This is a genomic window from Bacteroidia bacterium (assembly GCA_020852255.1).
Classification (GTDB): domain Bacteria; phylum Bacteroidota; class Bacteroidia; order JADZBD01; family JADZBD01; genus JADZBD01.
On sequence record JADZBD010000024.1, the window covers coordinates 1 to 25,466 of the forward strand.

The 25,466-nt window shown below is 48.0% G+C and carries 23 protein-coding genes; 4 read left to right on the forward strand and 19 right to left on the reverse strand.

The genetic code is table 11. The features are described 5' to 3' along the window. Nucleotides 1-246: 246 nt before the first annotated feature. A complete protein-coding gene (locus IT233_13165; protein MCC7303584.1) occupies nucleotides 247-840 on the forward strand; it encodes a DUF4294 domain-containing protein in 594 nt (197 codons plus the stop codon). Nucleotides 841-912: 72 nt separating this feature from the next. Here IT233_13165 and rplT read toward each other — a convergent pair whose 3' ends face one another. The 15 genes from rplT to paaA all read right to left on the reverse strand — a co-directional run bounded on the left by rplT (nucleotide 913) and on the right by paaA (nucleotide 15,893). Further along, on the reverse strand, nucleotides 913-1,257 hold the full coding sequence (gene rplT / locus IT233_13170) for a 50S ribosomal protein L20 (GenBank protein MCC7303585.1): 345 nt from the start codon (nucleotides 1,255-1,257) through the stop codon (nucleotides 913-915). Nucleotides 1,258-1,363: 106 nt separating this feature from the next. Beyond that, nucleotides 1,364-1,561 (reverse strand): 50S ribosomal protein L35, encoded by a 198-nt coding sequence (gene rpmI / locus IT233_13175; GenBank protein ID MCC7303586.1) that lies wholly within the window; start codon nucleotides 1,559-1,561, stop codon nucleotides 1,364-1,366. A 32-nt stretch (nucleotides 1,562-1,593) separates the two neighbouring features. Then, entirely contained in the window at nucleotides 1,594-2,172 is a 579-nt protein-coding gene (locus IT233_13180) for a translation initiation factor IF-3 (GenBank protein ID MCC7303587.1), read from the reverse strand. 14 nt (nucleotides 2,173-2,186) lie between these two features. Further along, entirely contained in the window at nucleotides 2,187-4,136 is a 1,950-nt protein-coding gene (gene thrS, locus IT233_13185; GenBank protein ID MCC7303588.1) for a threonine--tRNA ligase, read from the reverse strand. Nucleotides 4,137-4,239: 103 nt separating this feature from the next. Next, the gene (locus IT233_13190; protein MCC7303589.1) at nucleotides 4,240-4,713 is read right to left on the reverse strand and encodes a hypothetical protein; all 474 of its coding nucleotides are present in this window, start codon (nucleotides 4,711-4,713) and stop codon (nucleotides 4,240-4,242) included. A gap of 17 nt (nucleotides 4,714-4,730) precedes the next feature. Beyond that, nucleotides 4,731-5,594: a hypothetical protein gene (locus IT233_13195; GenBank protein ID MCC7303590.1), complete on the reverse strand. Its 864-nt coding sequence runs from the start codon at nucleotides 5,592-5,594 to the stop codon at nucleotides 4,731-4,733. A gap of 249 nt (nucleotides 5,595-5,843) precedes the next feature. Continuing rightward, nucleotides 5,844-9,497, reverse strand: a complete 3,654-nt coding sequence (locus tag IT233_13200) for a PKD domain-containing protein (protein MCC7303591.1) — start codon at nucleotides 9,495-9,497, stop codon at nucleotides 5,844-5,846. A gap of 61 nt (nucleotides 9,498-9,558) precedes the next feature. Further along, nucleotides 9,559-9,897, reverse strand: a complete 339-nt coding sequence (locus IT233_13205; GenBank protein MCC7303592.1) for a hypothetical protein — start codon at nucleotides 9,895-9,897, stop codon at nucleotides 9,559-9,561. Nucleotides 9,898-10,068: 171 nt separating this feature from the next. Beyond that, nucleotides 10,069-12,426: a PKD domain-containing protein gene (locus tag IT233_13210; protein ID MCC7303593.1), complete on the reverse strand. Its 2,358-nt coding sequence runs from the start codon at nucleotides 12,424-12,426 to the stop codon at nucleotides 10,069-10,071. 8 nt (nucleotides 12,427-12,434) lie between these two features. After that, on the reverse strand, nucleotides 12,435-12,758 hold the full coding sequence (locus IT233_13215) for a heavy-metal-associated domain-containing protein (GenBank protein MCC7303594.1): 324 nt from the start codon (nucleotides 12,756-12,758) through the stop codon (nucleotides 12,435-12,437). Between the two features lie 139 nt (nucleotides 12,759-12,897). After that, entirely contained in the window at nucleotides 12,898-13,410 is a 513-nt protein-coding gene (gene idi, locus IT233_13220) for an isopentenyl-diphosphate Delta-isomerase (protein ID MCC7303595.1), read from the reverse strand. A 2-nt stretch (nucleotides 13,411-13,412) separates the two neighbouring features. Then, the gene (gene paaJ, locus IT233_13225) at nucleotides 13,413-13,907 is read right to left on the reverse strand and encodes a phenylacetate-CoA oxygenase subunit PaaJ (protein MCC7303596.1); all 495 of its coding nucleotides are present in this window, start codon (nucleotides 13,905-13,907) and stop codon (nucleotides 13,413-13,415) included. Then, on the reverse strand, nucleotides 13,901-14,659 hold the full coding sequence (gene paaC, locus IT233_13230) for a phenylacetate-CoA oxygenase subunit PaaC (protein MCC7303597.1): 759 nt from the start codon (nucleotides 14,657-14,659) through the stop codon (nucleotides 13,901-13,903). Before paaC ends, paaJ begins: the two co-directional genes overlap by 7 nt. Before the next feature lie 2 nt (nucleotides 14,660-14,661). Next, nucleotides 14,662-14,946, reverse strand: coding sequence for a 1,2-phenylacetyl-CoA epoxidase subunit B (gene paaB / locus IT233_13235; GenBank protein ID MCC7303598.1), 285 nt, complete (start codon nucleotides 14,944-14,946; stop codon nucleotides 14,662-14,664). Between the two features lie 11 nt (nucleotides 14,947-14,957). Next, on the reverse strand, nucleotides 14,958-15,893 hold the full coding sequence (gene paaA, locus IT233_13240) for a 1,2-phenylacetyl-CoA epoxidase subunit A (protein MCC7303599.1): 936 nt from the start codon (nucleotides 15,891-15,893) through the stop codon (nucleotides 14,958-14,960). 119 nt (nucleotides 15,894-16,012) lie between these two features. Here paaA and IT233_13245 point away from each other — a divergent pair, with 119 nt between their 5' ends. Beyond that, entirely contained in the window at nucleotides 16,013-17,074 is a 1,062-nt protein-coding gene (locus IT233_13245; GenBank protein ID MCC7303600.1) for a 2Fe-2S iron-sulfur cluster binding domain-containing protein, read from the forward strand. Here IT233_13245 and IT233_13250 read toward each other — a convergent pair. After that, nucleotides 17,062-17,952, reverse strand: a complete 891-nt coding sequence (locus IT233_13250) for a hypothetical protein (GenBank protein MCC7303601.1) — start codon at nucleotides 17,950-17,952, stop codon at nucleotides 17,062-17,064. The two genes, IT233_13245 and IT233_13250, sit on opposite strands and share 13 nt — an antisense overlap. A gap of 74 nt (nucleotides 17,953-18,026) precedes the next feature. On the opposite strand from IT233_13250, the gene IT233_13255 reads away from it, so the two are divergent. Then, a complete protein-coding gene (locus IT233_13255; GenBank protein MCC7303602.1) occupies nucleotides 18,027-20,138 on the forward strand; it encodes a S9 family peptidase in 2,112 nt (703 codons plus the stop codon). A gap of 41 nt (nucleotides 20,139-20,179) precedes the next feature. On the opposite strand, the gene IT233_13260 is transcribed toward IT233_13255, so the two are convergent. The 3 genes from IT233_13260 to IT233_13270 form a co-directional block, all read right to left on the reverse strand. Beyond that, entirely contained in the window at nucleotides 20,180-20,758 is a 579-nt protein-coding gene (locus tag IT233_13260) for a DUF2179 domain-containing protein (GenBank protein ID MCC7303603.1), read from the reverse strand. A gap of 69 nt (nucleotides 20,759-20,827) precedes the next feature. Continuing rightward, nucleotides 20,828-21,319: a YkgJ family cysteine cluster protein gene (locus tag IT233_13265; protein ID MCC7303604.1), complete on the reverse strand. Its 492-nt coding sequence runs from the start codon at nucleotides 21,317-21,319 to the stop codon at nucleotides 20,828-20,830. After that, on the reverse strand, nucleotides 21,319-22,920 hold the full coding sequence (locus IT233_13270; GenBank protein MCC7303605.1) for an FMN-binding glutamate synthase family protein: 1,602 nt from the start codon (nucleotides 22,918-22,920) through the stop codon (nucleotides 21,319-21,321). The genes IT233_13265 and IT233_13270 overlap by 1 nt, the downstream gene beginning before the upstream one ends. Before the next feature lie 119 nt (nucleotides 22,921-23,039). Between IT233_13270 and IT233_13275 the strand changes: the two genes are divergently transcribed. Beyond that, entirely contained in the window at nucleotides 23,040-25,463 is a 2,424-nt protein-coding gene (locus tag IT233_13275) for a transketolase (GenBank protein MCC7303606.1), read from the forward strand. Nucleotides 25,464-25,466: the final 3 nt, after the last annotated feature.

Genomic DNA, 25,466 nt, shown 5'->3' on the forward strand with positions numbered 1-25,466 from the left:
CGGGGGTGAGTGTGGGAAGGTTGGTGCGCGAAACGCTACCCGGGGTGCCCGAAGGGCGGGGGTGAGTGTGGGAAGGTTGGTGCGCGAAACGCTACCCGGGGTGCCCGAAGGGCGGGGGTGAGTGTGGAGTGGCTGGTGCGCTCTGATATTCAGCACTTTATATCCATCCAACAATAATTAACTATATTCGATTAACTTTTTACCAGCCCAAGCGTTACACCTATATACGGCACGTAAATTGGACGTATGACTATAGTGAAAACGACATTACATATCCTTTTGATCTTGCTGGTTTCATCTAACCTGGTTGAGGCGCAGGAGAAGCCTACGATGTACGTTCCGTACACCGTGGAGAACGGAGACACCGTACGATACATGAGTCTGCCCGCTGTGAATATTGTCGCTGAACTGAAATTCAAATCCAAAAAAGAAAAAGAAAAATATAATAAACTCAAGCGCGACATTCGTAAGGTCTACCCTCTTGCCATTCTTGCCGGAGTGAAGATTGAGGAATACAATGCCAAACTAGCCACCCTGAAAACCGAACTGGAGCGCGATCTGTACATGAAGCGCGCCGAAAAGGAACTGATTAAGGAATTCAAAGACGATATCGAGAAACTGACGCTGAGCCAGGGACGACTGCTGATAAAGCTGATTGACCGTGAAACCGGCTCTTCATCTTATGGGCTGGTGAAGGAACTGCGCGGTTCATTCTCCGCGTTCATGTGGCAAACCGTTGCACTCATGTTCAACGCGAGCCTGAAAAAGGAGTATGACGCGACCGGCGACGACAAGATGGTGGAACTGATCATTCACCAAATCGAAAACGGAGACGTTTAAATAAAGCAACATCCCATAAAAAAATCCCCTCCGTGATGCACGAAGGGGATTTTATTTTTACGACACACGAGGCTACTTCACCGCGTCGACCACCGCTTTAAAAGCTTCCGGATGATTCATGGCCAAATCGGCCAGGGCCTTACGGTTAAGCTCAATACCTTTCTTGTTCAGGACTCCGATAAACTGTGAATAGCTCATTCCGTATTCCCGAATTCCGGCATTGATCCGCTGGATCCATAATCCGCGCATGATCCGCTTCTTGCCTTTTCTTCCGGAGTAGGCATAGGTCATTCCCTTTTCGTGAATGTTCTTCGCGATGGAAAGAACATTCTTCCTCATTCCCCAGTACCCTTTGGTTTTCTTGAGGAGTTTCTTTCTGCGTGCCCGTGAGGCTACGCTGTTTACTGATCTTGGCATTCTTCTTCGTTTTTTGGTCGTCAGCGATCCCGAAGGATACTTTTAAAGCTGAACGTCCGGGTTTAACATCGTCCCCTCCGCGGTTTGCCGGGCAGGACAACCATTCTTATCCGATCACCAGCAGTTTTTTGATCTTGCTGAGGTCCGATTTGTGGACCAAGGTCATTTTGGCCAGGCGTTCCTTACGCTTCTTCTCTTTCTTGGTGAGAATATGATTTTTGTACGCCTTCTTCCTCTTGATCTTTCCGGTGCCGGTTACAATGAACCGCTTTTTGGCACTGGAATTGGTTTTCATTTTAGGCATGTTGATCTCTGTTTTTCTTTAACTGATACGTTTTACTTCTTTTTAGGTGCGAGCACCATTATCATTTTCTTTCCTTCCAGCATCGGGAGCTGTTCCGGCTTCCCGTAATTCTCCAACTCATTGGCAAAACGAAGAAGAAGGATTTCTCCCTGCTCCTTGAAGACAATGCTTCTTCCCCTGAAGAAAACGAATGCCTTCACCTTATTGCCATCCTGCAGAAACTTCATGGCATGATTCTTTTTAAAATTGAAATCATGGTCATCCGTCTGCGGTCCGAAACGAATCTCCTTCACCACCACCTTTGCCTGCTTCGCCTTCAGTTCCTTCTGCTTCTTCTTCTGATCGTACAGAAACTTCTTATAGTCTACAATCTTGCAAACAGGTGGTTCTGCTGTCGGCGCGATCTCCACAAGATCCAGTCCCTGTTCCTTCGCCATCTGAAGAGCTTTCTCCACCGTGAATACTCCCGGTGTGATTCCGTCTCCCACGACTCTTACTTCCGGCACCCGGATCTTTTCGTTGATCCGGTGAAGTTCCTCCTTGCGAGGTCCGCGATAGGGTTGACGCGGTCCCGAAAAGGAAGGTCTCGGCTTATAAAATGGTGTTGCTATAAATACCTCCGTTTTTAATTATTAACGGCCGGCAGTTCCAGCTGTGCAGAAACTTCCGACTGAATTTGCATCACGAACTCCCGAATCCCCACCGCGCCTTTGTCTCCTTCACCATGCTTTCGCACCGACACTCTTTCTTCACTCATTTCTTTCTCTCCCACCACGAGCATGTAGGGTATCTTTCTGACCTCCGTATCACGTATCTTCTTGCCTATCTTCTCGTTACGGCTGTCAACGAGGGCGCGAATATCGGATTTTTTAAGAATTTGTACAACTTTCTGGGCGTAATCATTGAACTTATCCGATATGGGCAGAACGGCTACCTGGCTGGGAGCCAGCCACAAAGGGAAATTTCCGGCATAATGCTCGATCAGAAAGCCTATGAAACGCTCATGGGTACCCAAGGGGGCCCTGTGAATACAGATAGGTGTCTCGGCCTGATTCTCTTTGTTCCTGAAAGTCAGGCCAAAACGAGCAGGTACAGCAAAATCAACCTGGTTAGTGGCCAAGGTAAATTCCCGGCCTATTGCGGACCATACCTGGACATCTATCTTCGGTCCATAAAAAGCACCTTCGTCTGCTACTTCCACATAGGGGATTTTTGAACTTATCAGTACATCCCGCACCATGTCCTCGGTCTGCTTCCATAACTCCGGATTGTTCACATACTTCTTTCCCAGCTTCGACGCCTCATGGGTACTAAAGCGCATCACATATTTTCCAATGCCGAATATCCTGAAATATTTCAGGTACATTTCATTCACTGCCCTGAACTCCTCTGCAAACTGCTCCCGTGTACAATAAATGTGTGCATCGTTCATCTGCAATGACCTTACACGCATCAAACCGAACAGCTCTCCGCTTTGCTCGAATCTGTAACAGGTTCCGTATTCTGCTAACCGAATGGGAAGATCACGGTAACTTGCATTCAGGTTCGAGAATATTTTATGATGATGCGGACAATTCATTGCCTTCAGATAATACTTCTCCCCCTCCATCACCATTGGAGGGAACATGCTGTCCTCGTAATAAGGCAGGTGCCCTGATGTCAGATACATACTTTCCTTGGCAATGTGGGGTGTTCGCACCCGCTTGTATCCGGCCAGGTCCTCGGTGCGCTTCGCAAGTCTTTCCAACTCCTCAATAATGATTCCCCCATTGGGAAGCCAAAGGGGCAGGCCCGGACCTACATCTTCATCGAATGTAAATATTTCCAGTTCCTTCCCGAGCTTCCGGTGATCGCGCTTTTTCGCTTCCTCCAGCATGTTCAGGTAATCATCCAGCTCCTGCTTTTTGGTATACGCAGTACCGTAGATTCGGGTCAGCTGCTTATTTTTCTCGTCGCCTTTCCAGTATGCTCCGGCGATACTCATCAATTTGACCGCCTTTATAAATCCGGTGTTGGGAATGTGTGGTCCCCGGCACAGATCTGTAAAATTTCCCTGGGTATAAAAAGTGATATTTCCATCTTCCAGGTTTTGCAGCAGATCTACCTTGTATTCATCTCCCTTTTCCTTAAAATGATTCAACGCCTCCGCTTTGGGTACCTCCTTTCGCTGATAGATCAGGTTCTGCTTCGCCAGTTCCATCATCTTCTTCTCAATCTTCTCAAAGTCCGCAGCGGTGATCACATGTTGCCCGGGATCTACATCATAATAAAATCCGTTTTCAACGGGAGGGCCAACCCAGAACTTCACTCCCGGATAATAGAACTCCAGGGCTTCCGCCATCAGGTGTGCAGATGAATGCCAAAGCGTGGATTTTCCCTCAGCATCTTCCCACTTCAGAAGGATGAGTTTTACATCGGTGTGAATAGGCCGTGTGGCATCCCACACCTCTCCGTTCACTTTGGCTGCCAATACATTCCGCGCTAAACCTTCACTGATACTTCTTGCAATATCCAGGGCGGTGCTGCCCTTCGGATAAGTCCTGACCGAACCGTCAGGAAGTGTAATGTTGATCATGTTTCTTCTGTTTACCCGCCCCTACGAACGGACGGGATGTTAAAGTTAGCAAATAAAAAAAGCGCCCCGGAAAAGGACGCTTTTCTGTTTCAGTATGTTCGGATTAATCGTATCCGAGAACCATGTAAACGCATCCCTTGATCTTGAGCCCCAGCGTGTCAGCAGGCACATCGTAATCAATGTACACTTTACGCGTGTGCTTGGTAGGGTTATAAATCAGCGTGGTGTTGTTGTCCAGACTGTCTTTGTTGGAAAACAATACATCCCGTTTCTCATTGTCACGGCTCTTGTTATATACATTGATACCGATCTTCTTGGGCATACCCTCTGTGTTAAAGACCAGGCGGTATTTTCCGAAAAGAGAAAGAGGCACCTCCGTGGAGATCTTCATGGGCTTCTTGGTCCAGTTAATACGGGTAAGTTTAGCGGAGTCGTATTTGAACGGATCCAGGGAAGACTTGGTCTTCTTTTTCATTTCTACAGGGTTGCAGATGTCTTTCGCTTTCTGAACAACCTTAAATGCGGTGAAGCCCAGTCCCAGGACCAGTACCACCATAAGAAACAATTGCTTTTTCATATCTGTATTTCTTCAGATTAACCTTTAATAATGGCTGCGCGCATGGATTCGAGCTTTGCAGTGAGCGTTGTCAGCTGCTCGGCAGTAGGCTCGATCTTCACCTCAGAAGGTGTATCGCTTTCCATCATTTCCTTGACACCCGGAATAGCTGCGATCAGGTCGTGAACGGCTTTCAATTCTACGAGGAGACCTGCAATGTTGGAATCCTTCGACTCATGGTTGGTAAGTTCCTTGATCAGGTTCTCCAGAATGCCCATCTGGTCTGCCAGCTGCCCGGCCAGTTTGCTATCCTTTCCTTTTCCGGAAACCTTAGCCGCAATGTACATGCTCTCGATCCAGGCTCCTGAAAACACAACGGCTGCGGTCATCTGACGGTCGTTATCTGCAAAGAATTCGTCGCTCTTACTTTGTAGCTCTGAAAGGATGAACATGATGGAATCTTCGTTGTTCAGGTTCTCATCAAAGCGCTTCATCAGCGACTCGCTGTCAAAAACCGTTGACATTCCCAGCTTATCTGATAAAGACTTCACTGCGTTCATATAATTGCGCGCTTCATTGTTCTGTTTGTTTAACACACAATATGCCAAATCGGAAGAGAATACGCCCAGGTTAAGGGACTGCGCATAACTGGTTCCGTAGTTGGCCTCACTTTTCGGATCGTGTGTGGTTCCGGCTACATACTTCAATCCCGACTTCTTAAAGATGTAGGCGATCTGAAGTGGTGAGGGAAGAAGATAGGCCTGCTGGTCACCATCATCTTCCACTACTGAATCCTGGGCTGTGCTGTCAACTCCGTCTGTTACAGGTTGATCGTCGCCACCGCCGCAGGAAGAGAACGTAAGGGCTGCAATGGCCATTACGGAAAAAACAATTCTTTTCATGCTCTGGTTTTTTTCAAAAATCAGGCTAAAGTACTAAAATATATGGAATCTCAAATCTTATTGTTTCTGAGGCTGTTAGAGACCCCAACAGGAGAGGAAAAAGGCATGTGCGGTTGCAAAGAATCCCTTTCTGTATTATTGTATCTGTCTGTATTTCAGCACAATATAAAATTTAAAAACTGCTCCCCGAAAAGGCGGCATAAAAAAAAGGGGATCTCACGATCCCCTTAAAAATCCTGCTGTCTAAAATCAACGAATAACTGAAACGTGACCGATATAGGTGTGCTTCTTGTCGAATACGTCGGTGAGTACCACTTTCCAAACATATACGTCTTCCTGAACCAGCTTTTTGGAAGGACCATTCATCACTTTGGCATCCCATCCTTTGTCCATGTCTTCTGTCCACCAGATCAGGTCGCCCCAGCGATCAAAAATCATGAGTTTATATTCTTTCCAACCTACGCCGTAGGTATAGAAGAATTCATTCACACCATCACCATTCGGAGTCACACAATTGGGTGCGTAGAACGTGAATTCCGGATTGATAATCACCTCAAGAGTAGTACTGGAAGTACATCCCCACTGGTTCGCAATCGTAAGTGTTATAGTATAGGTATGAATTCCGTCATTCTCATCCGGATATACATGAGCCGGGTTTTGAGTAGTGTCTGTATTTGACCCGTCACCGAAATCCCACAACCACGTGATCGGGTTGCCTACGGAAAGATCCGTGAACTGAATGTTGGTATTCAGTACCGTTGTTACAGTGGGTGTTGCACTGGCGGAAGCAATGGGTATCGGGAACACGTCTATGTAATTGGGAATGGTAATGGTGGACACACAACCCGCACTGGTAGTAACTGTTAGTGTTACCGTATAAGAAATCACGTTCTGTGTTGTGTTATCAAAACAATGAGAAGGATTTGTGAGACTGCTGGTAGGACTTCCATCTCCGAAATCCCATACCCATCCTGTAATGGTTCCCGTTGTAACCGTTGACTGATCGGCAAACTGCACACAATGCTGGGCACAACCGTCGGTATCATTTGCAGTAAGCATTGGTACAGGAAGCGGATTTACAGTTACCTGAATGGATGCCGAATCCACGCAACCTGCCGATGAAGTCACGATGAGGCTGACGGTATAGTTTCCAGCTGCGCTGAAAATATGTGTAGGATTCTGCTGTGTGGAAGTATTATTAGGTCCGGAATTCGGATCGCCAAAGTTCCAGGCCCATCCGGTGATGGTTCCGCTCGATATGGTGGACTGATCAGTGAATTGTGTAGGCGAGTTGACGCAAACAGCATTCGCAGAGAAAGCCACATTGGGCAGGGGATTCACGATCACCTGCAATGTGCTGCTGGCTGAGCAGCCATTATTGGAGGTTACCGTCAGCGTAACCGTGTAAGTTCCTGACTGCATATACAGGTGGGTGGGATTCTGAGTATTGTCCAGCGGGGTATTATCACCGAAGTTCCAGCTCCACGCAGTAATGTTTCCGTTTGCTACGGTTGACTGATCTGTAAAGTTCGTAACGATACCGACACACACTGTTGTGGCTGCAAATTGGGGTGTGGGTCCGGGGAATACCGTAACCTGCTGGGTAATGGTATCAGTACAGTTACCCTGACTGGTTACAATGAGAGTTACGGTATAATTCCCGGGCGTTGTATACATGTGAGTGGGACTCTGCACGTTGGAAGTGTTATTCGGTCCGGAAGGAGGATCTCCGAAATTCCAGCTCCACTGCGCTGCGCCCGTGCTCTGATCCGTAAACGGCATGGGGTTATTGGTACATACATTGGTAAAATTAAATGCCGCCACAGGCAGAGGGTAAACCGTTACCTGCACGTTCACCGTATTCTGGCAACCGTTATTGGAGGTCACGGTAAGAACCACATTATAGTTTCCGGCTGCAGTATATACGTGGGTGGGATTCTGCAATGTAGAAGTGTTATTCGGTCCGGAGGGTGGATCTCCAAAGTTCCAGCTCCAAGCGGTAATTGTTCCGGAAGAAATGTTTGATTGATCCGTGAACACTGTTGGCTGTCCCACACACACTGTAGTTGCAATAAACTGCGCCTGGGGAAGAGGATGTACGGTGACCACTAACTGGAAAGTATCAGCACATGCCGGAGTACCGCTGTGTGAAATGAGTGTAACGGTGTACTGACCCGGACTTCCGTAAGTATGCGTAGGATTCTGGGTATTATCAAGCGGAGAAGCATCACCGAAATTCCACTGCCAGAAAGTAGGACCTCCTGTTGTCAGGTCGGTGAAAACGGTTGGTTGATTCAGACACACCGCCGTTGCCGATGCGTTTGCAACCACCGGATTTCCCACAAGTGTCACCACCTGAGTTATGGTATCGGCACAAAACCCGTTACTGGCTATGAGCGTTATGGTGTAGGTTCCGGAGTTTGTGTAATTGTGACTGACCGGATTCTGTAAATTACTGTTGGGTGATGCATCGCCCCAAATCCAGGTCCACGTTGTAGCATTTCCTGTAGTATTGTTTGTAATATTTACCACTCCGCCGGAACAAGCAGGGTTGGGCACTGCGGTAAATGCAGCCAAAGGTCCTGGAACAACAACAATTGTATCGTAGAGGGTAGTAAAACAACTTGGGTTGGAAATTGAACTCACCACGCAGGAATATACCGTTGTTGCCGTTGGAGAAACTGTGATACACTGGGTGGTAGCTGCTGTAGGATTCCACAAATAGCTTCCTCCACCGGGAGGGGCGCAGATCTGGGTGCTTCCGCCCGGACAAATAGTATCGTTTCCAAGAATCTGCATGGGAGCACAGGAAGCATCAACGTATGCATATCCAAAGTGTCCTCCCTGTGAACAATCACCAACGGTAAATCGTATGGTCACACACTGCCCAATGTAGGCACTAAAGTCAATATTAACCGTTGTCCACGGTCGGTAATACGTCCCGAATGAACACGCTGCGGGGAAGAAGTTGGGAATACTGGGCCCTCCCACTACCAAATATTGTCCGCATTGTATGGGATTTCCAACGTTATCGTACACATCTATTTTGAAAAAGGGTTGTTCCTGGTTGGTATGCGAAGCGTCCTGCACTACCACTGCATAAGAATACTGAAATGACGAAGTGAGTGCTGATACAGTGAAAGTTTGTTCAATTGTTCCTCCTCCATATCCGGTTGTCTGACCGTTTCCAAGCATCACAGAAAAATTTCCGCCCGGATTTACCACAGGGAAATTTCCGCAGGCATCGAGACCGGCGCCGGTCATCATGGTGTGCTGGGCTGAAGGTAATCCTACTCCTTGTTGATTATAGGTGGGTGTTGGAGCGGGAGGTGTGCTCATGGAAATGGTTCCGTAGGTTCCATACCAGCCGGTCCATCCTCCGCTTTCAAAATCTGCGTTTGTACACTGCGGTTGGCAAACAGGAGGCAAAATACCCTGAATATCTATGGTATATCCAAAGCACGCCGGAGTTGGCCAGTTGTCAATCATAATGAAATAGCACTGTGCTGCAACCGCATTAAAGGTAAGGCCCTGTGAACAAGCTGTAGATGTATTACCAGCGATACAATTGGTGGACGTAGGACAGCCCGAGTAAACAGAGATAGAAGACCAGGCCGGACATGGGTTGATGTTGGACAGACTGATGGAAACCTGCTGAGTAGTTGGGGCACAGAAATAATAAAACCAATCCGGACCGGTTGTATAAATTGAAGAAACCGATGTACAATTAGAAGTTAAATTGTTGATCACATCGGTACCGTTACAGGTGCTGCCAGTTGCGGTGAAGGGAAGCGTGCTAATTGGTGAGGCCATGGCGGCGGCACAGGTGTTACCACCCTGGGCTTTCACTCCGAAGGAAATACCGAGAAGCAGAACGAAACAAATTGAGGCCAGTTGTTTCATTGTTAGGTGTATTAGGGTTTGGGGCTTGGTCATTTTGGTCTTTGGCTAGGGAATCGGGGATTTATTCTTCCTTGAATGAGGCATTACTTGTTTTTGCTTCGTACCCATAATAATTAATCACGGTCAGCAGGGCGGCCAAATCAATCTGAGAGATAACCTTAATCGTCATCCATCCGGTAGCAGCATCTGTGGTACACGAAAGAATTCCCTTTCTCTGCAACATATTCTGATCAAGTTTCACTGCATCGGTGGCATTCAGTTGAGTAGTAACCTGTACTGAAAATATTTTGTTCTTCTCCCCGTTCACCGGTGCCTGGGCTGACAAAGTTGCCGGCAGGAAAAACAAAAACATTACAACCCAAAGAAGCGAGTGGGAGAAAGTAAAAGGTGCCTTTTTCATGATACTTTGTTTAGATTGTATGCTAAATAACTGAATTATCAGACAAAAGTCAAGTTATTCTTGGACGAATCCCTCAATAGAACAGACTAAGCCTAAAAGTTTAAGGTTGCACAGAAAGCAAAAAGGCGACCTATAAATAGGCCGCCTATTGTACAAGTCTGATTTCTCTTCCTATCTGATAACCGTCACGTGACCGACGTACTCATGCTTTTTATCAAAAACATCCACCACAATGGCCTTCCATACATACACGTCTTCCTGCACTAATGCCCTCTTATTCTGCACTTTACAATCCCAGCCTTGGTTCATGTCGGTTGTCTGCCAGATCAGATCGCCCCAACGGTCGAAGATCATAAGTTTGTATTCCTTCCAACCTACTCCATAGGTATAGAACAGTTGGTTATTGCCGTCACCATTGGCTGTAACGCAATTCGGCGCAAAGAAGGAAAACTCGGGTTCAACCACGATTTCCATTCTTGCGGTATCGTAGCATCCATAGATATTTGAAACAATGAGGGTCACCGGGTAAATATGCGTTCCGTCTCCCAGGGCAGGGTAAGTGTGCGTTGGATTCTGGATAATTGAGGTGGCGGGTGGATCGCCAAAATCCCAGAACCAGGTCACTGCCGTGCCGGTAAGATCTGTGAACTGAACCGTTGGATCCAGTGTGGAAACGGGGTTGGGATTAGCACTAAAATTAGCCAGAGGCACAGGCCACACCGTGATTGTTTTGATCAGCGTATCCGGACATCCTCCCGGTGTGGATGCGATCAGAATTACGTTAAATGTTCCGGAGGTACTGAATTGGTGTGTCGGGTTCTGAAGGTTTGAAAAATTATCTATTCCGGAACCGGGATCACCAAAATTCCAATACCACTGGGTACAGTTAACTGAATTTTCGGTAAAGGTTGTTATATCACCCAAACAAACCGTGTCGTGATCAAACCTGGCCACTACCGAATCAAAAATAGTGATGGGAACCTGTACCGAGTCTGTACATCCGTTATCCGAAACAACTGTTAGGGTAACCGTGTACGTTCCCGAACTTCCATACAGGTGATTCGGACTCTGCTGCATTGATGAATTGGCATCACCGAAGTTCCATGTCCAGCTGGCGATATTACCATTGCCGAAAACAATATAGGATGAGTCAAGAAAATTCACGTTCAGGTCGCAGTTCAGATTCTGATAATTGAAACTGGCGATGGGACTTGGTTTAACCCAGATAGTATCCCAAATCACGGTAGTACATGTCACACTCGAAACAGAAGACATGGTACAGGAATAAACCGTCATGGTTGTTGGTGCCACCGTAATGGTCTGGGTAGTTGCTCCGGTACTCCAGGAATAGGTTCCCGATCCCGGAGGAGCGGTGAGTGTAACTTGCTCTCCGGCACAAATAGTATCATTCTGGTGCTGTATGATATTAGGAACGCAGGAAGCATCTACATAGGCATATGAAAAGTGACCACCGTAGCAGCAATCTCCCTGAATAAAGCGGATCGTTACTTGCTGACCTACAAAGGATGTTAGATCCACGTTTACGGTGGTCCAGGGCCTGTAATATGTTTGGAACCCGCAGGCTGCCGGGAAGAATCCGGGGATGTTTGGTCCGCCCACGACCAGGTACTGCCCGCAGTTGATCAGCTGGTTATTCTGATCATACATTTCAACTTTGAAAAATGGCTGCTCATTTGGCAAATGACTGGGATCCTCTACAATCACTGCATACTTGTATGTAAAATTGGATGTTGACTGCTGAACAATGAACGTTTGTTCCATGGTGGCTGCTCCGTTACCGGCCATCTGTCCATCACCCAGCATCACGGAAAAAGTTCCTCCGGGAGCCACCACCGGAAAATTTCCGCAGGCATCCAGACCGGCGCCGGTCATAATCGTATGTGAAGAACTTGGAATACTGCCGCAGCCGGCATTTACCACCGGGTGCGGGGCTGCAGGTGCTCCGCAGGTTATGCTTCCTACTGATCCGTTCCATCCTGTAAAATCCCCTGTTTCAAAATCCATGTTCGTACACTGGGGCTGAACACTGGTAGATGCTGGATAAGAGATGTTGATGTTGTAAGTGAAACAATTCGGAGTAGGCCAGTTATCAATCATGATAAAATATGACTGGGCATTCGTAACAGGCACAACCAGACACATGTCTAACCCGTTGGAGGTAGAGGTAGATCCTGCTATACATGTCCCTGCATTGGGGCATCCCTGCCATACCGAGATGCTTGCCCATGGATACTGGGGCGTCATTGCGGAAAGCTGTATCTGAAGATTTCCTGTTTGGGTGGCAGTAAAATAGTACAACCAATCCGGTCCGGTGGTATAGGTGGATACTCCGCAGGATACTCCCACGTTATTGTAATCATCCAGTCCCGTACAAGTTCCGCCTGCAGCAGAGAAGGGAATCGTGATGGGTGCGGCCTGTGCGGTAGCGCAATCATCCCCGCCCTGGGCGAAGACAGTATATCCGGACAGAAGAAGTAGTGAAAAAAGAACGTTGTTTATATTTCTCATAGCGGAGCTCACTGTTCAGACTGTGTTAAGTTTTCCTCACTCATTTCGAAACCGGCGGCCACAATCACATTCCGTAGTGCGCTTATATTCACAAACGGATCTACTACCACCTTGACGCGTTTCGTTGTAAAATCTGTGGAAGAGGACAGGATTCCCTTTCTCTTGAGCATGAACTGATCCAGCTTAGCAGCATCAGCCTGGCAGGTGAGTCCCATCACGGTAATTTCATAAACGACTTTCTTAGTCGTTTCCTGTTTCTCCTGAGCATGAACCGGAGATGTGGTCAGGGCGACCAACACAGATAAAAGAACGATGAATCCAATTTTTTGCATGACGAATGACTTGTTTAGTGCAAATCTAATATACAGACACTCCAAAGAAAAGCGAAGTTGCAGGTATTGGTGGGAGGTTTATGAAAAAGACGAAAATTCGCTGATTATCAGCAAATTAAATCTATCAGCCACGTACAAGTCAGGGTGCCAAACGCCCTCTTTGGGTAAAAAAACAGGATTTGAACCAGGGAGTGAAGTCCTCAGGTTTCTTTTCCAGGAAGTACAGAAGTTCTGCTTCTGTGAGCAGTTTCCACTCCTCCGCTTCGATAGGATTTAATACCGGGTTCAGCTCGGTAACACCGGTGAAAACATGGTCCAATTCCCACTCTGTTAGCCCCGCTCCTACTGCTGCTTTATAGGTAAACTCAAAAACTTTCCTGATGTGTGTGCGCAATCCACACTCTTCGAACAAACGGCGTGCAGCGGCAACCGCAACTTCTTCCCCGGGGCGGGGATGTCCGCAGCACGTATTTGTCCACAAGCCGCCGGAGTGATATTTACTCTGTGCACGCCGGTGAATCCACCACTGCCCGTCGGGTGAAAATAAAAAGATAGAAAATGCCCGGTGCAGAAATCCCTTCCGGTGCGCCTCCAGCTTCTCCATGCGACCGGTGACCTCATCTTTTTCATTTACCAATATCACCTCTTCCATATTCAGATGCACTTAAAATAATCAAAAGGTTCTTTGCAGTCGGTGCACCGGAAAAGTGCCTTGCAGGCGGTAGATCCGAACTGTGAGATCATTTCAGTATTCATGGACCGGCACTGCGGACAGCGGATCTTTCTTTCTTTACCGGTGATACTTCCCTTATCCATGCTGGTTTTCTCCGGAGGGGCGATTCCGTATACTCTCAGCTTCTCCCTTGCCGCTTCAGGTATCCAGTCTGTTGTCCATGCCGGGGAATAACTCAAATCCACCTGCACGTCCGGGAAACCGTTTGTTTTCAGCAAGGCCACAATATCATCCTCGATTTGCTTCATGGCCGGGCAACCGCTATAGGTAGGGGTGATGGTGATCATTACTTTCCCTTTATCTACCTTAATCCTTCTTAATATTCCCAGCTCCTCAATAGAAATCACCGGTATCTCCGGGTCAGGGATGCCGGAAAGGAGTGAGCGGATTTTGTTTTCGGGAGATTCACTCACCATTTCGCATCGGGGTAGGCCCGTGGAAGAAACTGCATTTCGGCAAGAAGAAATCCCAGGTGTTCCGAATGTTTTCCGTCTCTGCTGCCGCTCTGCATGTACGGAATCCGGGGTAGCTGCAAACCGCACTCTCCAAACAGCTCGTCCATGTCTCTGCTCCAGGCAGTTTTCACTTTTTCCGTATCCGCAGCAATTCCTGAGTCAACAAGCGAACAGTCTTGCGCATTGGTCTCAAAAAGGTCGTCCGTAAAGCGCCAAAGTTCATGGAGAGCCGTGTGCAATCTTCTGCTACTTTCTTCCGTTCCTCCGGCAAAACGGCGAACCCATGAGTGAGCATGGCGCACATGGTAGGTAATTTCCTTGACCGACTTAGCGGCAATTCCTGCCAGCGTTTCGTCTTTGGAGGATGCCAAAGCGGTATAAAGATGGAACTGGTACGAAGACATAACCGAAAGCCGGAGTATGGTAAAGGCATAATCTCCTTTAGGTTGTTCTGCCATGAGTGAATTGAAATATTCCCGTTCTCCCCGGTGAAAAGCCAGACGGTCTCCGTCTCTGCCCTTCCCTTCCAGTCTTCCTGCATACATCAACAGCGCGTTTGCACGGCCGAATAAATCCAGTGAGATATTAGTCAGTGCGAGATCCTCCTCCAGAAAAGGGCCATGCCCTGTCCATTCAGCCAGACGCTGTGCAAGAATCAGGGAGTCGTCTCCCAGCCGGAGACAATAGCCGAACAATGCCTGTTGCGTTGTCATTCTCACATGTGTTTTACACCATCCGGTACCTGATAAAAAGTAGGATGGCGGTAGATCTTGTCGTTACCCGGTTCAAAGAAGGAACCGATATCCTCCGGCGAACTGGCCACAATGGCTCCGGCAGGAACCACCCATAATGCATTTCCCTCACCACGCCGGGTGTACGTATCGCGCGCATTCTGCAGGGCCATTTCCTTATCAAAGGCGTGAATACTTCCGCAATGAACGAAAGGCTGACCGCTTTTTTTCTGTACAAACACTTCCCAAAGGGGTCCTTGTGTATCCATTTCAAATTTATTTAAGCTGTTACCGGTTTCATTTTTTCAGCATATGCCTGTGCAGCTTCCCGCACCCAGGCTCCTTCCTGATGGGCACCGATTCTTGCGTTCAGGCGTTCTTTGTTGCAGGGGCCATGTCCGTGAATCACCCGCTCAAATTCACTCCAGTCCGGCTGCCCAAAATCGTATCCCTGCTTCTGCTCATTCCATTTTAATAGCGGATCGGGGATTTTAAGTCCAAGATATTCTGCCTGCGGTACGGTTTGATTGACAAAACGCTGCCGGAGCTGATCATTGCTTTCCCGTTTGATTTTCCATTTCAATGCATTGGCTGAATTAGGGGACTTATCATCGGGCGGGCCGAACATCATCAGGGTAGGCCACCACCAGCGGTTGACTGCATCTTGCGCCATCACGCGCTGATCAGCTGTTCCCTGCGCCATCCTGCACATGATCTCATATCCCTGCCGCTGATGAAAGCTTTCCTCTTTACAGATCCGCACCATAGCCCTTGCATAAGGTCCATAGGAAGTCCGCTGCAACATCACCTGGTTCATGATCGCCGCACCATCCACCAGCCATCCGATAGCGCCGATGTCAGCCCAGCTCAGGGTGGGATAATTAAAGATGGAAGAATACTTTGCCTTGCCTGAATGCAGCTGCTCCAGCAACTCGTCTCTGGAAACCCCCATTGTTTCCGCAGCGGTATAAAGATATAAACCATGGCCACCCTCGTCCTGCACCTTTGCCATAAGTACCATTTTTGCGCGCAAACCCGGCGCCCGGGTGATCCAGTTGCCTTCCGGTAACATCCCCACTACTTCTGAATGGGCGTGCTGGGATATCTGACGAATTAAATGCCGGCGGTAATCCTCCGGCATCCAGTCTTTAGGCTCAATATATTCATTGGCTGAAAGCTTCGCTTCAAAAGCCGCTTCCATTTGTTTTGGATCCATGCATTTCTGTTCAGGTAAGCAAATGTAAGAATCTTTGCAATAAAATCCATTTGCTATTACCCTGATTTTTAATGATATCCCAATTACCATAATGATATTTCTCATAATTTTACATCCGGATGGCTGCCTTTAATAAACTCCGGGTTACAGATATAAGACAGGAAACAAAGGATTGTGTTTCTGTTGCTGTTGAGGTGCCTGCCGGATTAAAAGATCAGTATCGTTACATTCAGGGACAATACCTGACCTTGAAATTAAATGTGAACGGGGAAGAGATCCGGCGTTCCTATAGTATTTGCAGCAGCCCGGTTGCCGACAGTGAACTTCGCATTGCTGTAAAGCGTGTGAAGGGAGGGAAAGTGTCTAATTATCTCAATGATCATCTAAAGAAGGGTGATGAGTTGGAGGTAATGACGCCCATGGGAAGTTTTTATACTCCACTAGATCCGGCGAACAAAAAAAAATATTTTCTTTTTGCGGGTGGCAGTGGGATCACTCCCATGTTTTCAATTCTTCGCTCCGTACTGTTTGCAGAACCAAATTCCTCCGTCATTTTATTTTACGGCAACACGGATGAGGTGCATACGATTTTCCGGCATGCACTGAATGAGATAGAGGAAAAATCCGGAGGGCGGCTGAAAATCCATTATCTGTACGAGCATCCGAAGGAAGCCTGCGATGCGTTGCACACAGGAATGCTTACCCGCGAAAAAGCCGCTGAGCTGTTTGAGCGGTTCTGCGGAGTAGGATTCAATCATGAATACTTTGTATGCGGTCCGGGCCCGATGATGGAGAATGTGAAATCAGTGATTATGGACCAAAAAGTTCCCGCACATCAGTTTCATATTGAGTACTTCTCCTCCGCGCAGGAAAGTGCGGCCAAAGAAATGAATCCTTCCCTCACGGCTCAGGTTACAGTATCCATGTATGGTATTGAGACGCATTTTGAACTGGATTCCAACGGAAAGAGCATACTGGATGCAGCTCTGGATGCCGGAGTGGATGTGCCCTTTGCCTGCAAAGGCGCAGTTTGCTGTACCTGCAGAGGAAAGTTGCTGGAAGGAAAGGTGAAAATGGATAAAAATTTTGCGTTAACGGATGCAGAAGTGGCGCAGGGATTTATTCTCACCTGTCAGAGTCATCCGCTGACCCCCGTAGTAAGAATAGATTATGATTCCTGATCCAAAGGGATCGTTCGGCTCACGTCGGTGAACGTACCGGAGCTGGCTTCCGTTACGTGCGCCATGACTAATTCTCCGTTTCCCCCGTAAAAAAAACGGGCGCGGTAATTTTCATGTTCACCTGTTTTTCTCTTCTCTTCTATTAGTTGCCCCGATTCATTATAGCTAAAGTAGGAGCTCACATTCTTTTGCATAGTGGAATAATGCGACTCGGTGATCTTGCCCTGTTCGTTCTGCACTTTCCGGTGGGAGGCGAAACGGCTTCCTTTTCCGTCGTAGGTAATATATCCGCCCGTTGAATACACGGTGCGATACACGACTCCGGATGGAATCTCACGCTGGATTTCCTCCGTAAGGATCCACTCATTCCCCTCCTTTGAATAGCTGAATGAAAAATCTTCTCCGGATTCCATCAGAATATCCCGTACCTCACGTGTGATCAGGTTTCCGTTCTCCCAGGTCTGAAGTTCATATCCCTCCTCTGTTCCTTCTTCATCCCGGATACTCTTTCTGAGCAGATTTCCTTCTGCGTTGTAAGTATATTCCGTAATCTGTTTACCTCCTTCCGCATAAACCTTTGTTTCCGTGAGCGGCCGGCCCGATTCATTGTAAACGATGCTCGTATCCTCCGTCAGCTCACCTGCCAGACTGTGCTGATGGCCTGTAATTAGTCCTCTTTCGTTAAACACAAAAACATCCGACTCATTCACATTTCCATCTGCATCATAATCCTCTTTCCGCACCAGATTCCCGGCTCCGTCGTACCATTTTGCCTCGAGCAGAAAGGCGTCCTCCATATCCGGTGAGTCTCCCAACTCCTCCGGTGTACGGTCGGGAAAGCGATAGGAACGATGAATGCTATTTTTTGGCGATTCCACGCACGGTAAAAGTAACATTTCTCCCGTGTATTCAGGAGGCAGAACTTTTTTACATTTGCCAAAACCCGTCCGATATGCGCACACTGCACTTTCTCATAATACCTGCCGTTTTTATCGCAGGGTGTTCCACCGAACCTTCCTCCGAAGCATACACTTACCCTGATACCCGAAAGGTGGACACGGTTACCGATTATTTCGGAACAAAAATTACGGATCCCTACCGGTGGCTGGAAGACGACAATTCGGAAGAAACCAGGCAATGGGTCATCGCACAAAACAAAGTGACCGATTCCTTCCTGGCAAAAATCCCGTACCGCGAGGAGATCCGCAAGCGCCTGACCGGCATCTGGAATTATGAAAAATTCAGCGCTCCCTTTAAAAAAGGAAAATACTACTTCTACTATAAGAATAATGGTATTCAGAACCAGAGTGTACTTTATTACCGGGAAGGAATTGGGGGAGAAGAAAAAATGCTGCTTGATCCCAATGCGCTGTCAGCCGACGGCACTGTGTCTCTTGCAGGCATTGCGTTTTCGAAAGGAGCCCGCTATATGGCCTACGGAATCAGCAAAGCAGGGAGCGATTGGAATGAATGGTACGTGATGGAAGTAGCTACAGGTAAGAAACTGGATGATAAACTGGAATGGATCAAGTTTTCCGGGGTAGCCTGGATGGGAGACGGATTTTATTACTCGCGCTATGAAAAGCCGGCCGAAGGGGATGCACTGAAAGGCAAAAACACCAATAACCGGCTCTATTTTCACAGGCTGGGGGATGCGCAGGAAAAGGATGAACTCATTTATGAAGATACGGAACATACGCTGTGGAGTTTCAGTCCTCAGGTGACGGACGATGAGAAGTGGCTGATCGTCTACATCTCAGAATCCACATCCGGCAACGCCGTGATGATCCGGCCATTAATAGCAAAAGGACCCTGGATACATCTGGTAGAGAATTTCGAAAATGAGTACGGATTTATCGATCATGTGAATGGCGGTCTGCTGTGCATCACAAATAAAAATGCACCCATGAATAAACTGGTACGCATCAACCCATCCCAAAAGGAAGAAAACAACTGGATCACCATTCTGCCGGAGAAAAAAGAATTACTGGAATCGGTAAGTATCATGGGTGATAAACTGGTCAGCAAATACCAGGTTGATGTGACACACCGGATGTTCATTCACGGCATAGACGGAAAGCAAACCGGCGAGATACCGGTTAACGGCCTGGCTACGGCAGGAAGTTTCAATTCGGACAAGGAGGATTCACTTGCGTTTTATTCGATCACAACATTTACGGCTCCGGCAACCATTTATAAATACAATCATACCACAGGAAAATCTACTGTGTTCGCCAAACCGGATATTGATTTTAATTCTGAAGACTACGAAACAAAGCAAGTGTTTTTTCCGTCAAAAGACGGTACAAAAATTCCCATGTTCATCACCCATAAAAAGGGTATCAATATGGATGGAAGCAATCCGTGTTTCCTGTATGGATACGGCGGATTCAACATCAGTCTGACACCAGAATTCAGGATTGACCGTGCCGTATTTTTAGAAAAGGGCGGAATCTATGCTGTTGCCAACATGAGAGGCGGAGGCGAATATGGCGAGGTGTGGCACAAGGCAGGCACCAAATGCAGCAAGCAGAATGTGTTCGATGATTTCATTGCAGCAGCAGAATACCTGGTCAGAGAAAAATACACTTCGCATGATAAACTTGCAATCCATGGCCGGTCCAACGGCGGACTGCTGATTGGCGCTGTGTTGACACAGCGTCCTGATATAGCGAAAGTGGCGCTACCGGTGGTAGGTGTGCTGGATATGCTTCGCTACCAGTATTTCACTATCGGAAGGTACTGGTCTGTAGATTACGGAACAAGTGAAAACCAGGAAGAGTTTAATTGCCTTGTAAAATATTCACCTCTGCATAATGTCCGGGAAATTGAATACCCCTGCACCCTGATCATGACAGGAGATCACGACGACCGGGTTGTGCCTGCACACTCCTTCAAATTTGCTGCGGAACTTCAGAGCAAACACAAAGGGAAACACCCGGTCATGATCCGCATTGACACCAATGCAGGACACGGAGCCGGAAAGCCCACTGCCAAGCAGATCGAAGAGTTCAGCGACATGTGGTCTTTTGTGTTTTATAATCTGGGGGTAGAATATAAATAACTGAGCTGCCAATGAAAGGTCCGGCAGTCACTGTTTTTCTGTTATTTACCTTTCCGGAGTCTTCGCAGAAGCTGAAGGACTGAATTTCTTTCTTTCCGGGAGCGGAACACACCCATGCTGGCATCCTTTACATCCTCTACGGAATAAAAGGCGTTGGGCTGATGAATAGCAATCGCGTCTTCCAGGTCATTAAGACTTTCCCGTTTCACAATTGTAAAAATCACCTTAACGGGTCCTTTTGCTCCCTGCGCGTCCATAATGGTTACACCATGATCCATCTCCCGCATGGAACGAACAAGATCATCACTGGCCTGATGCGTAATAATTCGTACGATCTGCATGCCAAGTGCCAGGCGCTGTTCGATGATAAGTCCAAAATAATTTCCCAATGCGAATCCGCCGGCCCATGCGATATAAGCCGGCCAGGATTCCATACCATTCATCACCTGTCTGACCACGATGATCCAGATCAGTACCTCGAAGAAACCCAGCAGAGGTACGAGCTTGTTAAAACCACGAGCGATAAAAACATGCCTGATAGTGCCCAGGGTCACGTCGAAAAGACGCGAGCAGACAATGAGCAGGGGAAGCACAATATAACCGTACCAGTCGAAATCCATACCATGCAAAACTACCCTTGCAAGGCGATGCTAAAACAATAAAGCGAAGGGGTTATAAACCCGGATCTGTTAATTGCCGCCTTCCCGCCTCAGATCACGCATCACCTCCACCACTGCCGGGCACACCGCCGTATTCTTCAGGGCAAGATCCAGCACCTCGTGAAATTTTTTACGATTGATATGGGGGTACTCCCGGCAGGCAGCGGGTCGGCATTCATATACAGAACAGCGCTTATCCGCTCCCAGAAAAGGACATGGTAGCGAACTTAGCACCTGATCCCCGTCTTCGTCCGTGCGAAGGAACTTTTCTGTGAACACACCGGGCCTGATCCCAAAATGATCTGACAGTCGTTCAACATCCCTGCGATAAAGTATAGGACTTGTGGTGCTGCAGCAATTGGCACATTTCAGGCAATCAATATGACTAAAGGCACTCTGCTCTGATTCTACCGCTCTGTGATCGAGATCTGCCGGAGGATGCTTTTTGGTTTTCTGAACCCATCGCTTGTTACTTAGTTTCTCTGCTGCAGAAAGAGAGTCAAGTATCTTTCGGTAATCCATCAGGCGTACTTAATGGCAGGAGCGAACGTGTTCTCCGAAGAGTTAGCCATATCCAATTCATACTGCGAAGGGTACGGAGCTTCCAGCAGGCACCCCCTGAGGATATACGGATAAATCTCTGCATAGGTTCTGATTTCTCCCGGGCTGATCCTCCGGTGAATGTAGGAACGGTGCAGGTTGGATGGATGATCGATTCCCGCGGCAGCCATCAATTCAACGGCCGACTTGACCGTTTCGCTGTGGTAATTTTTCACCCTCAGTGTTTTGTCTCCCACATCCAGACCCGCGAACAATTCAGGATTCTGTGTGGCCACACCGGTTGGGCAGTTATTCGTATTGCATTCCAGCGCCTGAATACAACCCAGCGCCAGCATCATCGCACGTGCGCTGTTACAAAGATCAGCCCCCAGACTCAGATTTTTCACGATCTCAAATCCGGTGGAAACTTTTCCGGAGGCGATAATCTTAATATGTCTTTTCAAAGCGAATCCGTTCAGCGCATCGTAGATGAAGGCAATACCGTCGCGCAGCGGCATTCCCACATGGTTCGAAAATTCCAGCGGAGCCGCTCCGGTGCCGCCCTCTCCCCCGTCCACTGTAATAAAATCAGGCAGAATATTTGTTTTGACCATTGCTTTGCAAATCGCCAGGAACTGCGCCTTATTTCCCACACACAACTTAAAGCCCACCGGCTTTCCACCTGACAGTTCACGGAGTTTTCCAACAAATGCCATCAGTTCTCTCGGCGTGGTGAAAGCAGTGTGAAAGGGCGGAGAAAGAACGTCCTTCCCCATTTCCACCAGCCGAATATCCGCAATTTCCTTCGTTACTTTCCTGGCAGGAAGAATACCCCCATGTCCGGGCTTTGCACCCTGTGACATTTTAATTTCGATCATTTTTACACTCTCGGTGGCCGCCCGCTCCGCGAAAGAATCATAATTAAATGTACCGTCTTTATTTCTGCATCCGAAATATCCCGTTCCTATTTGCCAGATCAGATCACCGCCGGGCGTAAGATGATAAGGACTTAGCCCGCCCTCTCCCGTATTATGGGCAAAACCGCCCAACCTGGCACCCGCATTAAGTGCCATTATCGCATTCTTGCTCAGGGAGCCAAAACTCATAGCTGAAACATTGAGAATACTGGCTTTGTATGGTCTTTTACAATCCGGGCCACCCACTTCCACACGAGGATGCTGATCCACCCGGTGACCATCCAGAGGGGTTATGCTGTGATTCAGCCACTCGTATCCGGTCTCATAAACATTCAGCTGGGTACCGAAAGGCGTTGTATCGTTTACTTTTTTCGCCCGCTGGTACACAACATTCCGGTTCAGACGGTTGAAAGGAGCCCCATCCGTATCCGACTCGATAAAATACTGATACACTTTCGGACGCATCCATTCTGCCCAATAACGGAATCTTCCCACCAGGGGAAAAACACGACGGATCGTTTGTGCCCGCTGTGTCATATCCAGCACACCAATTAAGGTAAGTGGAAGAATCACTGCGAACGACCATGCGAAGGGGCGCCAGTACCAGGTGCCGGCGATGCCAAGGGCGATGAAGAAAATGCTAAGCGCAATAAAGGTCCTTCTCATAGACAGAGATTTACAGACACTAAAGTAGGATTAAACACACCCACCGCAAAATTTACGAGGGGAAAATAAATCTGTTTTCCCAATGGAGAAAAGGTTAAATTTGCGGAAACCATGCGTATATGCCGGGAACCGGTGAAAAGACAAAAATCAGCAGGGAGATTACGTTTGAGGAAGTCAGGAAAGAAGTTCTGAACGACTACCGTGTGATCTGCGAAAGCCGCGAAGCCAGCCTGTTAGGACGAAAAGAGGTGCTCACAGGAAAAGCAAAATTCGGGATCTTCGGTGATGGGAAGGAACTGGCACAGGTATGTCTGGCCAAGGTAATTCGTGACGGGGACTTCCGTTCAGGGTATTATCGTGACCAAACCCTTATGTTTTCAATGGGGCTGATCACTGTGCAGCAGTGGTTCGCACAGCTCTACGCACACACCGACCTCGAAGCCGAACCCATGTCGGGCGGCAGGCAGATGAATGGCCATTTCGGAACACGCTCCCTGAATGCGGACGGCACATGGAAGGATCTGACCAGGATGAAAAACTCCTCAATGGATATTTCACCGACGGGAAGCCAGATGCCCCGGTTGCTGGGACTGGCTTATGCCAGTTATTTTTACCGCAACAATCCGCAGCTTCAGCAGCCTGCCTTTCATATTTTCTCCCACAAAGGCAATGAGATCGCTTACGGATCCATCGGGGATGCCAGCACTTCTGAAGGGCTTTTCTGGGAAACCATCAATGCGGCAGGTGTGCTGCAGGTTCCTATGATGATTTCTGTGTGGGATGATGGTCACGGAATATCCGTTCCCAAAAAATACCAGACCACCAAAGAAAGCATCTCGGAAATTCTGAAGGGATTTCAGCGCGATCACCATGGCAAGGGATATGAAATTTTTAAGGTAAAAGGATGGGATTATGTCAATCTGGTAAAAACGTATGAGCGGGCCGCCGAAGTTTGCCGGAGTGAACACACCCCTGTTCTCGTTCATGTAGAAGAGATGACACAACCTCAGGGACACAGCACGAGCGGCTCTCACGAAAGGTATAAGAGTAAAGAACGACTGCAATGGGAAGAAGATTTTGATTGTATTTCAAAAATGCGCGAGTGGATTCTTTCAAAAGGAATGGCCTCCGAAGCGGAACTGGAACAAATCCGCGAGGGTTCAAAAAGAGCTGTATCGGATGCGAAGAATGCTGCCTGGGGTGCATTTACAGAATCGATCCGTTCCGAAGTAATCGATTTGCATGCTCTTCTCAGCGAGATCCAGCCATCGACTACCTACCGTGAGGAGATCACTGCTCTCCTCTCTCCACTGGTCGGAAAAGATGTGATACGGAGAGACATTGCCTCGGCAGCAAAAAAAATTCTGCGCCTGCTCAGCAGAGAAAAGCACTCCGGTAAGCAAAAACTCGCCGACTGGCTTCAACTGTTCAGGATTGCAAACCACGAACGCTACTCTTCACATGTTTACAGTGAGAGTGAGCAGTCTCCGCTGAAAGTAACACCTGTTCCTCCGCAATATGCACATGATGAAATGACCGATGGAAGAGCTATCCTGAGGGATAACTTTGACAAGATCCTGGAAAAATATCCTCAGGTGGTTATTTTCGGGGAAGACTCCGGAAAAATCGGCGGTGTAAACCAGGGCTTGGAAGGTCTTCAGAAAAAATACGGGGAGATTCGTGTTTTTGACACCGGAATCCGTGAAGCCACGATCATGGGACAGGCCATTGGTCTTGCCCTTCGCGGGATACGTCCGATTGCAGAGATCCAGTATCTCGATTACCTTCTTTATGCCCTTCAGATCATGAGCGATGATCTTGCCACTGTTCAGTACCGCACAAAGGGCGGACAAAAAGCACCTGTGATCATACGCACCCGAGGCCACCGGCTGGAAGGAATATGGCACAGTGGTTCACCGATGGGAATGATCATACATGCTGTCCGCGGAGTCCACGTTTGTGTACCGCGGAATATGACGCAAGCTGCAGGAATGTATAACACCCTGCTGAAAGGTGATGATCCTGCCATTTTAATAGAGCCGCTCAACTCCTACCGGCTCAAGGAACGTACGCCCTCCAACCTTGGAGAGTTTTGCGTTCCGCTGGGAACACCGGAGATCCTTTGCGAGGGAAACGATATTACGCTGATCAGCTATGGTCCGAATTGCAAAATTGCCCTCGAAGCTTCGGAACAGCTGAGAGAACATGGCATCAGCCTTGAGATCATAGATGTGCAGACGCTGCTTCCATTTGATTTGCAACACATGATCGTGCGGTCGCTGCAGAAGACCAACCGGGTGATTTTTATGGATGAAGATGTTCCGGGGGGGTCCAGCGCGTATATGATGCAAAAAGTACTCGAAGAGCAGGGAGGTTATCTTCACCTCGACTCGGTACCCAGAACCCTCACCGCGAAGGAACACCGGCCGGCCTACGGATCCGACGGCGATTACTTCTCCAAACCCGGCATTGAAGATGTATTCGACCTGGCTTATTCCATGATGCATGAAGCAGATCCGGAACGATTCCCTGCTATATACTGAACC